Source organism: Urechidicola vernalis, from assembly GCF_031846385.1.
Lineage (GTDB): Bacteria > Bacteroidota > Bacteroidia > Flavobacteriales > Flavobacteriaceae > Urechidicola > Urechidicola vernalis.
Map to the genome: position 1 here is coordinate 993547 of NZ_JAVRHV010000001.1, position 13807 is coordinate 1007353.

General features: G+C 32.1%; 9 protein-coding genes. 4 read left to right on the forward strand and 5 right to left on the reverse strand.

All coding sequences use genetic code 11. From position 1 onward, the window contains the following. Nucleotides 1-5: 5 nt before the first annotated feature. Entirely contained in the window at nucleotides 6-2387 is a 2382-nt protein-coding gene (locus RM519_RS04460) for a GAF domain-containing protein (protein ID WP_311592355.1), read from the forward strand. On the opposite strand, the gene RM519_RS04465 is transcribed toward RM519_RS04460, so the two are convergent. Then, entirely contained in the window at nucleotides 2384-3598 is a 1215-nt protein-coding gene (locus RM519_RS04465) for a Pycsar system effector family protein (RefSeq protein ID WP_311592357.1), read from the reverse strand. The genes RM519_RS04460 and RM519_RS04465 overlap by 4 nt on opposite strands. Nucleotides 3599-3673: 75 nt before the next feature. Between RM519_RS04465 and RM519_RS04470 the strand changes: the two genes are divergently transcribed. From RM519_RS04470 to RM519_RS04480, 3 genes are read left to right on the forward strand one after another with little or no spacing between them, the layout of a single operon-like run. After that, a complete protein-coding gene (locus tag RM519_RS04470) occupies nucleotides 3674-7375 on the forward strand; it encodes a metallophosphoesterase (RefSeq protein WP_311592358.1) in 3702 nt (1233 codons plus the stop codon). Nucleotides 7376-7385: 10 nt separating this feature from the next. Then, the gene (locus RM519_RS04475) at nucleotides 7386-8540 is read left to right on the forward strand and encodes an alpha/beta hydrolase (RefSeq protein ID WP_311592359.1); all 1155 of its coding nucleotides are present in this window, start codon (nucleotides 7386-7388) and stop codon (nucleotides 8538-8540) included. Nucleotides 8541-8597: 57 nt separating this feature from the next. After that, on the forward strand, nucleotides 8598-9764 hold the full coding sequence (locus tag RM519_RS04480; RefSeq protein WP_311592360.1) for a C1 family peptidase: 1167 nt from the start codon (nucleotides 8598-8600) through the stop codon (nucleotides 9762-9764). Here RM519_RS04480 and RM519_RS04485 read toward each other — a convergent pair. The 4 genes from RM519_RS04485 to RM519_RS04500 all read right to left on the reverse strand — a co-directional run bounded on the left by RM519_RS04485 (nucleotide 9761) and on the right by RM519_RS04500 (nucleotide 13807). Continuing rightward, nucleotides 9761-10186 carry a S1 RNA-binding domain-containing protein gene (locus RM519_RS04485; RefSeq protein ID WP_311592361.1) on the reverse strand — a complete coding sequence of 142 codons (426 nt, stop codon included), beginning with the start codon at nucleotides 10184-10186 and terminating at the stop codon, nucleotides 9761-9763. The genes RM519_RS04480 and RM519_RS04485 overlap by 4 nt on opposite strands. 5 nt (nucleotides 10187-10191) lie before the next feature. Further along, a complete protein-coding gene (gene menD / locus RM519_RS04490; RefSeq protein WP_311592362.1) occupies nucleotides 10192-11847 on the reverse strand; it encodes a 2-succinyl-5-enolpyruvyl-6-hydroxy-3-cyclohexene-1-carboxylic-acid synthase in 1656 nt (551 codons plus the stop codon). Nucleotides 11848-11909: 62 nt separating this feature from the next. Next, nucleotides 11910-12947 (reverse strand): isochorismate synthase, encoded by a 1038-nt coding sequence (locus RM519_RS04495; RefSeq protein ID WP_311592363.1) that lies wholly within the window; start codon nucleotides 12945-12947, stop codon nucleotides 11910-11912. Further along, nucleotides 12947-13807: an alpha/beta fold hydrolase gene (locus RM519_RS04500; RefSeq protein WP_311592365.1), complete on the reverse strand. Its 861-nt coding sequence runs from the start codon at nucleotides 13805-13807 to the stop codon at nucleotides 12947-12949. The genes RM519_RS04495 and RM519_RS04500 overlap by 1 nt, the downstream gene beginning before the upstream one ends.

Consider the following 13807-nt stretch of genomic DNA (forward strand, 5'->3'; position numbering starts at 1 on the left):
AATAAATGAAAATATTACCTGCACAATTCAATCAAGAATCTGAATCTCCATTAAGACTTAAATTAAGTTTTGAAGCAGTGTATGAGCATTTAGAGGATATTTCAAAAAATCCTGACCATGTTATTCATGAAGCTGCCGAAGGCTTATTGAATGAAATGAATCAATATCCGATATTAAGAGAAGGTTTTGAGGATTTTTCGGATTTAAAAAAATACAATACGCAAATTGATAAACTACTTGACATTCTTTTTCCTGAGTTGTTAACTACCAACGAAATTAAAGCCGCAAGTATTCCATTTCAATTTACAACTTTTAAGTTTTCAAAACGATTTAAAGAAATTATAGAAAATGCTGGTGAAGATTACGATTTTAAATTGAAAAATTTTGAGGACTCGAATATGTACATAATGACCTGTACGTTTATAATGGCCTTTGTTTATAATTTTAAAATTGATTTTCAGAGACCATTTTATTTCGAAATTCCAAATGTAAAAACCGGATTTACTAGACATTATCGCGCCTTGTTTAATGGAGACTTTTTTAAAGTTGCTCCTTTACAAAATGCACCAAAACTAACGGAAGAAGACCTACATGAATTGATTGACAATTATGATAATATTGATTTGTGGAAAGAAAAATTCCCTCCGAATAGTTATGAGTTTAAAGGCTTTGGGTTAATGAATTTAGTAGATGTAACATCTGACCAAATCATTTCAACAATAAAAGAAAAACTACTTAAAAAAGATCAAGAATCTGTTGATGAAGTAGAAAATAATGTGTCTTACCTATTTGGCTCAAAAAATATCCAATTTGAATTTTCTACGTATGCTATTGAGCATGATAAGTTGGTTTATAAACAAACCAATAAGCAGCGGAAATTTAAAATGTTTGAAGAAACAAAGGATAAATGCGAGGGACACTTCTGCGATAGAATTGTTGAGCGTGTTTTTAAAGACCGAGAAATCGTTGCTATTTCAGACATAGAAAAATACGCTGAAAGATCTGGGAATAATGGATTTTCAAAACTAATGCTTGAACAGGGTATTAAAAGCATCATATTTGCCCCAATAGATCTACGTGATGATTTGTTTGGTGTTATGGAATTGGTATCTCCAAACAAGTATGAATTAAATTCTGTAAACGTTGAAAAATTAAAAGATATAATTCCAATTTTTAAGTTGGCTGCGCAGCGCTATATGGAGGAGATGGATGATAGAATGGAATCAATTATTCAACAGTACTATACAGCAATTCATCCTTCTGTGAAATGGAAATTTTATGAAGCTGCAGAAGAATTTGCATTTGAAAATGACACAGAGATTTCATCGGCAACCTTAAAAGACATCCTATTTGAGGATGTAGTTCCTTTATATGGACAAAGTGATATTAAAGGATCATCTAAAGCAAGAAATAGTGCCATCCAAAAAGATTTAGTGTTCCAATTAAACTTGGCTTCGAACATTATGAATAAAGCCATGGAATCTTATCAATTACCAATATACGGGGATTTACAATTTAGAATTGATGAATATAAAAATAGTATCGCTAAAGAATTAGATTCTGGAGATGAAATGACGCTTTCATACTTCTTAAAACAAGAAATTTATCCAGTTTTCAATCATTTAAAAACCTTAAGTTCTGAACTGAATAAAGAGGTTGAGAACTACATGTTACATATTGATCCAAAATTGCATGTTGTTTATAACGAAAGAAAAAAATATGAGGAAAGCGTTAATTTTTTAAATGAGAAAATGACCGATTTCATTGACAAAAAACAAATCGAAGCTCAGCATATGTTCCCTCATTACTTTGAACGCTATAAAACCGATGGCGTGGATTACAACATGTATATTGGACAATCGCTATTAAAAACAAAGAAATACGACAAAATTTATCTTGATAATTTACGCCTTTGGCAATTGCAAATGATGTGTGAATTGGAAAATATAGTATTTAATCTTAAGGATGATTTAACTCATCCATTGCAAATTGCTTCTTTAATATTGGTGCACAGCACACCACTGACAATTAAATTTAGAATGGATGAAAAACGTTTTGATGTAGACGGTGCGTATAACATCCGTTATGAAATTCTGAAAAAGAGAATTGACAAAGCACATATTAAAAATACGTCCGAGCGGTTGACACAACCAGGTAAAATAGCAATTGTTTATAGTCAGGACCAAGAAGCAGATGAATATTTGAAATACATTAAACATTTACAAGCTAAAGGACTTCTTACAAAAAATATTGAACGTCTAGAAATTGAAGACTTACAAGGAACTACAGGATTACGAGCTTTAAGGGTTGAAATTAACTATTCAGAAATCAAAGATTCCAAAATTACCTTGAACGATTTAATGGATGTAATTCAAAGTAAAAATTAATCTAATTCTAGCATAGAAAATGAAATAATAAAGGCTAGAACAGAAATTACAATTCCAATCATAAAAACGGTATAGGCTATTCTTAATAGCCTATATTTTTTATTTAAGACAATCCCTAAAAAGTATAAGTCTTTCATTAGCGATTTGTACAAATAATCTCGGTCATTCATCATTTCCATCATTCCATTTTGGAAATCATTTAATTGCATTTTATGAAAATTTCCGAAGAATAATAAATTCACTTTTTTATTAGAGATATCCTCCTTTGTAAACTTACCTGAAGTAACTTTTGGTCTTGTAGATAAAATTGAAATCACCATAGTAACAACAGCTGTTAGAATAAATATTAAAGTAGGATAAATTAAATACGCATTATCTGCTTTATCTAATTTAGGAAATAAGGTAGACAAGGCTACAGACATAATAATAGCACTTACTGAAAGTAATATATTTGCCTTGGTATCAGCAATATCACTTAACTTAATATGGTTACGAAGTGTAACTCTAAACATGGTTTCTATTCCTCTTTCTGGCCTTTCTTCTTTACGTTTTTTCCTCTTTACTACTTCGCTTTTATTCTGAATCTTTAATTGCTGCTCTTCTTCTTTCGCCTTTAATTTCTTTAAATCTTTATTGATTTTTAAAAGATTTAATGCCTTTTGATCGTTCAATTTTTCAAAAGCATAATTCGTAAAAAACTTATGCTCATTGAAGAACTGAGTATTTTTTTCTGCCCATTCAATTTCAGTAAATGCCCTATCACAAAGTTGTTCCATTTCTGCACGCAACAAATTACTTTTTGCATTAAAATCTTCAGAACCCAAATGAAATAAATCTGCATCACAAATAATCTGACCCAATTTACTTTTTGGACTCTGTGGCATCTTAGTTGCATCAATAATAGCACACACTTCTTTTATTTTATCATCTCCAAAATTTAGGCTGCCTAAATATTCTTTGACGATCTCTTTACTTTTCTCTTCATGATTCTTAAAATCAATAATAAATCCAGAGTCATGAAACCATGCTGCTAACAACAATATTTCTAGTTCATTTTCCGTTAAGTTCTCAGCCTGACCAATTTCTAAACTAGCATTAACCACTCTAAGCGTATGACCAAAATTATGATAAACGGCCTCTGGCACTAATTCTGTTTTAAACAATTCAAAAACAAAGGTCTTTACAGCTTTAAAAAAAACATTTTCTAACATGGGAAAAATCTTTAGTATAAAATCAAAAATACATAATTTTATGTACTTTTAATCTTTATAAATTGCACAATGCACATGAGTCGATTTAAATGGACAAAACTTTCAATTTTAACACTACTAGCGCTTGTTACAAGTTGTGCAACTTATAACGAACAACATAAAGGTATTGGCAAAAACTGGGAAACTGAATTTCCAGAAAATAACATTTCTCCAATTCATACATTTTATTTTTTAGGAGATGGTGGACTAGCAACACCTGAATCATTTTCAAGAGATTTCAGCATTTTAAAACAAGAATTAGCAACCGCTACATCAAATACTACTTTACTTTTTTTAGGAGATAATATATATGATCATGGTATGCCTGAAAAATCGGACCCCGAAAGAAAAGGTGCAGAGAAAATCTTGGATACACAGATAGCATTAAGTGAAAATTTTAATGGTCAAACCATATTCATTCCTGGTAATCATGATTATTATAATAGTGGAGTAAAAGGGCTAAAAAGAGAGGCAGACTATATCACTAAGAAAATGGGAAACAAAAATGCTTTTCTTCCTAAAAATGGTTGCCCTATTAAAAAAGTTGAATTAAGCGAAGAACTCGAATTGATCATAATTGATTCTCAATGGTACTTAGAAGATTGGGATAAAAACCCAACAATGAATAGTGATTGTGATATTACAAACAGAGATGATTTTTTTGAAGAATTTGAAGGCTTGTTAAAAAAAGCTGAGAATAAAACTGTTTTAATTGCATTGCATCATCCAATGTTTTCTAACGGGCCACACGGGGGACAATTCACCTGGAAACAACAGCTATATCCCGTAGGCAACAATGTACCTCTTCCTATAGTTGGAACAGGAATAAATTTACTTAGAAAAACAAGTGGAGCGTCACCGCAAGACATTCAAAATCCAATTTATTTACAGTTTCAAAAAAGAATGATAACACTTGCTCAAAAGGCGCCTAAAGCCGTTTTTGTATCTGGGCATGAGCATAATTTACAGTACATAATAGAAGAGAATAAACCTCAGATCATAAGCGGCTCTGTTTCCAAAACTTCTGGAGCACGTATAGCACATAATGGGAAGTTTTCGGCAGGTTTACATGGTTACTCAAAAGTTGAAGTTTATGACGACGGTAGTTCTTGGGTGTTTTTTTATACCGAAGAAAATGGGCAGCAAAAATTATTATTTAAAAAAGAAATATTTCCTAGAACTCCTGAAGAAAAGGAATATGGTTATCCTGAAAATTTTCCTCCTACTGTAAAAACATCAATTTATACAAAAGGTGAAACTAAAAAAGGAATTACTTATAGAACACTTTGGGGAGAGCATTACAGAAGATATTATAGTACTGAAATTACTGTAAACACGGTAAACCTTGACACACTTTTTGGAGGGTTAACCCCTATTCGAAAAGGTGGAGGGCATCAATCTAGATCTATTAGATTGATTGATAAAGAGGGTCGCGAATATATAATGAGAGCCATGCGTAAAAGTGCTACTCAATATTTTCAGGAAGTAGCATTTAAGGATCAATATATAGAATCTCAATTTGATGACACATACACAGAAGACTTACTTCTTGATATTTATACCATGGCGCATCCCTATGCTTCTTTTGCAAACGCTACATTGGCTAACGCAGTTGATGTATTTCACACCAACCCGAAATTGTATTATATACCAAAACAAAATGCATTAAAAAAATACAATGAAGATTATGGAGATGAACTCTACATGATAGAAGAACGCCCTGCCAAAGGACACGAAGAAGTGAATAGTTTCGGAAATACGAACACTATTATTAACACTACAGATTTTTTACAAAAGCTTAGAAAATCCGACGATTATGTTTTGGATGAATCTAGTTACATCAGAGCACGCCTCTTTGATATGGCCATAGGAGATTGGGACAGACACGTAGACCAATGGCGTTGGGCGGAATTTAAAAAAGGTAAAAAAACAATATTCAAACCTGTACCGAGAGATAGAGATCAAGCTTTTTCTTCTGCCGATGGGTTTATGTTAGGATTCGCATCTAGAATCACTAGAGATTTAGCATTTATGCAGGTATACAAAGAAAACATGCGCAATGTAAAATACTTTAATGCCGCTGGATTTCCTTTAGACATTACCTTATTAAGCGAATCTGAATTAGTAGATTGGCTAGTTGAAGCAAAGCATATTCAAGATAACTTAACGGATGAAGTAATTAACAGTGCATTCCAAAATCTTCCAACCGAAGTTCAGGACGAAACTGTTGAAAAGATTAAGAAAATATTTAAAGGAAGAATTACGAATCTACAAGATATTGCAGAAGAATACTATAACAATATTCATAAAAATGCTATTGTTAAAGGAAACGACAAAGACAATTGGTTTGATATTGAAAGAAAACGCGGCGGAGAAACTGTTATAAAAATATATAATATCAAAGACGGTAAAAAAGGTTCTCAATTTTTTGAAAAAACTTTTAATTTAAAAGTTACGAAAGAGATTTGGATCTATGGTTTAGATGATGATGATGTTTTTGATGTACACGGTAGTAAAGCTAATAATACGCGGCTAAGAATTGTAGGTGGCCAAAACAACGATACTTATAATATTGTTAATGGTAAGAAAGTAACAGTTTATGATTATAAATCAAGTAATAACACTTTTGAAACCACGAAAGGAAAAATTCAACTAATAGATGATTACAAACTAAATTCACATGCATATAAACGCCTAAGATTTCAGCGCAATCAAGTCATTCCTTTATTAGGAATAAACCCTGATGATGGATTTAGAATTGGAGTTAAAAACATTTATTCAGTATACGGATTCAATGGCAATCCATTTACACAACAATACACATTAAATCTAAATTATTACTTTGAAACTCATGGGTTCGATGCTAAATACACCATGGAGTTTGCCAATATGATTCATGATTGGAACTTTAATTTAGAAGGACAATTTACAAGCCCAAATTATAGTATCAACTTTTTCGGAATTGGAAATGAATCAGAAAACCCCGATGAAGAACTAGGAAAAGATTATAACAGAGTTCGGATTGCAGCCCTTACTGCATACCCATCTTTCAAATGGACAGGAAGAATGGGCTCTGAAGTTAGTCTTGGAGGTTCATATGAAGGGGTTAATGTAGAAAAAACACCTGGGCGATTCATAGAAACACAACCTGACATTTCTGGAGATCAACAAGATTTTGTGGGTGTTTATGGTAAATTTTCCTATGAGAATTATGACAACGATGCTTTAAGGACATTAGGTATGCGCGCCGCAATAGACATCGGTTGGAAATCAAATTTAGGAGACAAAGAAGAAAACAACGGATATATTATTCCAGAATTAAGTCTAAACCATAAAATTGATGGCGAAGGTAAATGGGTAATCGCTACCAAAATGAAAGGGAAAATTATTATTGGGGACAATTTTGAATTTTACAATGGCGCAAGTATTGGTGCTAAAGATGGCTTAAGAGGTTATAGAGCTCAGCGATTTACAGGTAAAAAATCTTTTTATCAAAATACAGATTTAAGGCTAAATTTTCAACAATTAAAAACAAGATTACTTCCACTTAAACTCGGTGTTTTAGCAGGATTCGACTATGGTCGTGTTTGGGCACAAGGTGAAAACTCTAATAAATGGCATACTTCTTATGGTGTTGGTTTTTGGGTTGTAGGTGCAGAAATGATCAATTTAAACTTTTCAATATTTAACTCCACAGACGGAAACTATGCCAGGTTTGGCTTAGGCTTCGGTTTTTAATAATTAAACCATGAAAAAAATACTATTCCTTATTTGCATTTGTATAACTTCCATTATTCAAGGACAAAACACCATTACAACACATTTAGATTCTTATGAATTAGAAGAACAACGAGAAATAAAAATATATGTACCACCATCTTATGAAATAGACTCTACAAGATATTACCCCTTAACTATAGTATTTGACGCTGATTATATGTTTGATGTAGTTGTTGGCAACTCAATTTTATTTGCAAAAAAAGACAAAGCTCCAGAACAAATCGTAGTAGGAATTTCTCAGCCAGGTGACATAAGGTATCACGATTGTGCCTATGATAAACTGACAAGTTACCCTACAGGAAGAAGTGAATTTTTTTATAGGTTTGTACGTTCTGAATTAGCCAATTTTATGGAGCAAAACTATAGGATTTCTCCCTTTAAAACTATTGTTGGAAATACTATCACCGCAAATTTTGCAAATTATTTCTTTATCGAAGACGACCCTGATTTTAACGCATTTATTAGCATAAACCCTTATTTTGCGACTGATATGCCAACGCTTTTAGATGCGAATATCGCACAAATTAAGAACAATAATTATTACTATTATTTAAGTACTGGAGACTATAATTCTGAAAAGCGAAATACCGTTATCGAATCTGCTAACGCTGCACTTTCATCTAAAAACAATCCTAAATTTAATTACAAATTTGACAATCTAGCAGGGGCTACATTAACCTCATCTATTGGCCAATCTATACCAAGTGCTATGGCTTTCATTTTTGAAATGTATTCTTCAATATCAAAAAAAGAATTTGATGAAAGAATTAAAAACTTAAGTCCTCCAGATGCAATTGCGTATTTAGAAAACAAATATGTAGACATTGAATATTTATTCGGTACAAATTTAAAAATGAGAGAAAAAGACATTTATGCTATAGAATCTATTGTTATAGATAAAGAGAATGGAGAATATTTGCGTGACTTTGGAGAAATGATTTATAAATTATTTCCAGAATCCCATTTAGGCGATTATTATATTGGTTTGGATTTTGAATTTAGAGGACGATACAAGCAAGCACTACAAGCCTACAAAGAAGGTTATATGAAAATTACAAGTGGTATTGAAGATGCCGACAATTTTTATAAAAATGTAGAACGTGTTGTCGGTAAAATGAAATAAACCAATTAATTATCAAATTCTATTTAATATTTTAGCAAAAATTAAAATAACTACTTCATGAATAAATTTTTAACATTAGCGCTAACTTTTGCATGTGCATTTACATTTGCTCAGGACATAAATACTCCTAATCAAATAAATATTCTTCCTACAGAATCAAAGTATCAATTCAAAACAATTGTTGATATTGAAGCTTCTGATGTAAAGAGTCAAGGAAGAACAGGTACTTGCTGGAGTTTTTCAGCAACCTCTTTTATAGAGTCAGAAATTTATAGAAATTCTGGTGAACTGATTGATATTTCAGAAATTTACAACGTACGTGCTACCTATTCTAAAAAAGCCTGGAATTATGTAATGCGCCAAGGAAAAGCACAATTTAGCGAAGGTGGCTTAGCGCATGATGTAATGAACTCTATAAAAACGGATGGTTTAGTTCCAGAAAGTGCGTATTCAGGATTATTAAATGGAGAGATAAAGCATGACCATTCTACAATTGTTCCTGAATTAAAGGTTGTATTAGATGCATATATTAAAGATGGTGACAAATCCGAACATCCGAATTGGAAAAGGGACACAGAACAAATTTTAGATGAAAAATTAGGTGCAAAACCAGAAGAGTTCACTTATCAAGGAAAAGTTTATACACCAAAGGAGTTTTTAGAACTAACAGGAATTAACCCAAAAGATTATGTAACCATTACTTCTTTTAAGCACGCTCCATATTATGATAGTTTTGTATTAAACATTCCAGATAATTTCTCAAATGGTAGTTTTTACAATGTTCCCTTAGAAGAGTTTAATACAATTACGAAAGACATCCTTAACAAAGGGTATACTATAGAATGGGATGGTGATGTTTCAGAAAAGACATTTTCTTCTAAATATGGTGTTGCCGTTAGCCCAAAAGACGAAAGCAATAATAAAAAAGCGCTAACCGAAATTGTGCCTGAATTAGAAATTACACCTGAATTACGCCAACAAGAATTTAACAATTACAATACTACCGACGATCATTTAATGCATATTATTGGTTTGGTTGAAGACCAAAAAGGTAATTTATATTATAAAATTAAAAATTCTTGGGGTAACGGAGAAAATAGTGAAAGAGTGAATAATGGAGGTTATGTCTATATGAGTGAAGCCTTTTTTAAATTAAAATCGGTTTCTATTATGGTGCATAAAAATGCACTACCGCAAGATTTAAAAGAAAAGTTAGCCATTTAATAACTCAACAATCTTATACCATTATTGGGCTCTATAGCAATTAATTTATTTTTATAGAGTCCACCAATAGCACTTTTAAAAGCCTTCTTACTCATATTTAGTCCATACTTAATATCATCAGGACTACTCTTGTCATGAAATGGCAAAAAACCTTCTTCTGTTTTTTTAAGTGCATTCAAAATTCTAATTTCATTCTCCACCAAAGTCTTTTTAAACCCGATAGGCTGAAGACTTACATCTATTGCACCATCTTCACGTACCTTTTTTATATAACCTGCTCTGGTTTCTCCCTCCTCCAACTTTTCGAACAATTCATTCTTATAAAGTAAGCCTTCTACTTCTTTATTAATTAATACGGTAAACCCCAATCTAGAAATTCTACCAATTATCAATTCTACTTTTTCTCCTACTTTATAACTCATAACTTTTATTTTAATGATTTAAAATACGACTTTAAAATTAAGTCGTTTAATTGGCTCGGTGTACAAACCTCCAATATTTTTGGGTGCTCAGACCCCTTATAAAACTGTTCTAAAGATTTTTCTAATCCTATTACATCTTCCACTTTTTCATATTCAAATCCAAACATTTTTGCCAAATAACTTGCATCTAATCCATGAGGTGTTTCAAAATATGACAAGGCATTAGTTTCTTTAGGTCCGGGTATAAATTTAAATATACCTCCTCCATCATTATTGATGATAATAACCCTAAAATCTGATCGTATATCGTTATTCCATAAAGCATTGCTATCATATAGAAAACTTATATCACCTGTAACAAATACTGTCGACTCTTTATGAATTAATGATGCTCCAATAGCAGTGCTTGTACTTCCATCTATACCGCTAGTTCCTCTATTGCAAAATACTTTTAAAGAAGGATCTAAATCGAACAACTGCGTATATCTAATAATAGAACTATTACTTAATTGTAATTGTGCATTTTTTGGAATTGATTTTAGAACTGTTTCGAATACTTTTAAATCTGAAAACTCACATTCATCTATAAACTCCTTATGCTTTTCTATTCTTTCTCTTTTAATATTTAGCCATAGTCTCTGATAATTACTCTGAACATTTTGAGTTAAAAAGAAAAACTGGCTAAAAAACAATTGTGGAGAAATACCAAAATGTTTCGTTAAACTGAAATAGGTGTCGAACGCTTTTTTAGAATCGACATGCCAATGGTGTTTCGGTTTATGATTTCTAAGAAACTGTTTTACTTTTTTAGAAACAACCATTCCTCCAAAAGTTAATAATATTTCTGGTTTTAAATCCTCTAAATCTTCACTATTTAAAGGAAAGATTGCTCTATCTATTCCGTTTATATACTGTGAATTAACCAAATTTGAAGTTGTTTCTGTTAATACAATAACCGACTCATCCTCTATTATTTTGTTTAATTGAATTTGCAATAATTCATCTGGAAAAGAAGTTCCTACCAAAACCATTTTCTTTGCAGAACCATTCCAAATATCTGCATATTTCTGAAGTTCATCAACGTCTAACGGTGTTTCTTCAATTCTTAATTTCGCTTTATCTAAAACTTTTATAGTATTGGTTAATTCATACAAAGGTTCATCAAATGGAACATTGATATGGATCGGGCCATTTTCTAATATACATTGTTGCAATACCTTTACTAGGAGGTCTTTATTTTTTTCAAAATTCTCTTCAAGATTAGCACTACCTACTATATGATTGCTAAACACATTTTCTTGTCGCAACGTTTGGCCATCACCAATATCAATTAAATGATTTGGTCTGTCTGCTGAAATTACGACAAGTGGAATATCACTATAAAAGGCCTCTGCTATCGCAGGATAATAATTCAACAATGCCGATCCAGAAGTACAAACAAGGGCCACCGGTTTTCTTAATTGCTGTGCTAAACCTAAGGCAAAAAATGCTGCAGCACGCTCATCAACAATACTAAAAGTTTTAACCTCTTTATAATTTGCAAAACCAATTGTTAACGGGGCATTTCTAGAACCTGGTGATATTATGACATGTGCAATATCATGTGCCACACAAGAAGCTATTACAAGTTGCGCTAAATCGTTTTTAGGGTATTGTGGCATTCTGAATTATTATGAATGGGCAAAGGTACGCAATTTCAAAATTGAAAATAGGAAAGAACTAATTATAATACATTACGCATTACTTTGGCCTTGGCCACAGTTTCTAACCATTCTTTTTCTGAGTCGGAATCCTTTGTAACTCCTCCTCCAACAAAAATTGAGACCTTAGTCCCTTCAACTTTCATACATCGGAGATTAACGTATAAATCGGAAGTCCCAGGACGTAATTCTCCCAAAAATCCAGTATAGAATTCGCGATTAAAATTTTCATTATTTAAAATAAAATCTTTGGCCAATTCTTTTGGCAACCCACAAGTTGCTGGCGTTGGATGCAATCGATTTATTAAGGCTTCTAAACCTTCGGAATCTTTAGAAATCTCTCCTTCGATATCTGCTCTAAGGTGCAATAAACTACCCGCTTTAACCGTATAGGTTTTAGAAACTTCAATATTAAAATCGTTTATTTTATCCGAAATATAATCTACAACAAACTGGTGCTCTTCCCGCTCTTTTGTTCCCCAAGAAACTTCCAATGTATTTGTATATTCTTGGGTAGCTGCGAGCGCCATCACATCAAATTTATTATTTTTTAGCGCAATCAATCTCTCTGGAGTGGCTCCCATCCAAATATTGGAATTAGGATGATACCATAGATAAACAAAGGCGTTTGGGTATCTAGCACACATTTTTTGGAAAGTTATAAAAGGATCTAAATCTCCAACCTCTTTTTGTTCTTTTCTTGCTAGTACAACTTTTCTTAAATCTGAGCCCTTTATCGAATCAATACCCTTTCTTACCAAATTTACATGATACTCTCTTTCTGAAACAATGGTCTCTTCAACAATTTGTTTTTTCGATATTTCAAGATTAGTTTCCGTATCAAAAACTTCTTTCTTTGCATTTTGTAATAAAATACTTAAAGATTCATGCTCATTATTAAAAGGAGCAAATACAAAGCGAGGTGCATCCAATTCAAACGAACCTTCATTCTCTGGTTCTTTTTGGAAATATCCTATCCCTTTAGAATGCTCTCCTTTTCTGAACACCACAAAAGGAAGTTCTTTTTTTAGATTCTCATCAATAAAATTTGAAATTGACATTATGCTTCTATACTTTTTAACAATTCTTCCTTCACCTCTTCAAATCTCGACCAAATTAAATCATGACTTGCGCCTTTTAAGGTTTTCAATTCAAATTGATCTTTAGGAAAAATTTGCTGTAATTCTAAAGCGTTTTCATATGGTACAATCCAATCTTTATCGCCGTGAATTGTTTTAATCTTTGATGGATTTGCACCCCAATTTTGTTCCATAGACCTCAAATCGCTGGCGTGGCCTAACTTTTCCTTAGACGCCGTTTGCAACATTTCTGGAACTAACCATTTTGTAGCTCGCCATTTATAAAAACTTAAAAACCAAAACATCGGCTCTACTTCAGCTATAACAGCAGGAGCGCATAAAATTACTTCCTTATACTCACTTTTAACACCTAATGCAATTGGGCCTCCGTAGGAATAACCAACAATTATAGTTTTAGATGCAGACAATTCACTAATTAATTGCTCTAAAATTTGGACCTCACTTCGTATTGGTAATAATTCGTCATTGCTGCCGAAATTATATCCTACCCTATCATAAGTAATTAAATTTGCCTTTTTGGAGAGTTCTGTATCTTGTAAATATTTTTTAAAATCCATGCCTGAGCCTGGGCTACCGTGCACTAACACGACAGTTGGTTTAAGCGTATCAATTTCAAATTGAGATGCTAAAATTCGAATTGTTTTCCCGTCAATATCCTTATTACTAATATAAACTTCTTTCGAAGACTCTTTAAAATCAAATGAAATTTCTTCACTGGACTTAGGCTGAAAAAAATTATGAATCAATATCAAAAAGACAGTCAACAGTACAATAATTATTGCACTTACAACTTTAAATAATTTCATTAAGAATGGACGCAT

Coding starts and splice junctions, on each gene's coding strand:
- RM519_RS04460 (WP_311592355.1), top strand. CDS start 6: ATGAAAATATTACCTGCACAATTCAATCAAGAATCTGAATCTCCATTA.
- RM519_RS04465 (WP_311592357.1), bottom strand. CDS start 3,598: ATGTTAGAAAATGTTTTTTTTAAAGCTGTAAAGACCTTTGTTTTTGAA.
- RM519_RS04470 (WP_311592358.1), top strand. CDS start 3,674: ATGAGTCGATTTAAATGGACAAAACTTTCAATTTTAACACTACTAGCG.
- RM519_RS04475 (WP_311592359.1), top strand. CDS start 7,386: ATGAAAAAAATACTATTCCTTATTTGCATTTGTATAACTTCCATTATT.
- RM519_RS04480 (WP_311592360.1), top strand. CDS start 8,598: ATGAATAAATTTTTAACATTAGCGCTAACTTTTGCATGTGCATTTACA.
- RM519_RS04485 (WP_311592361.1), bottom strand. CDS start 10,186: ATGAGTTATAAAGTAGGAGAAAAAGTAGAATTGATAATTGGTAGAATT.
- menD (WP_311592362.1), bottom strand. CDS start 11,847: ATGCCACAATACCCTAAAAACGATTTAGCGCAACTTGTAATAGCTTCT.
- RM519_RS04495 (WP_311592363.1), bottom strand. CDS start 12,947: ATGTCAATTTCAAATTTTATTGATGAGAATCTAAAAAAAGAACTTCCT.
- RM519_RS04500 (WP_311592365.1), bottom strand. CDS start 13,807: ATGCGTCCATTCTTAATGAAATTATTTAAAGTTGTAAGTGCAATAATT.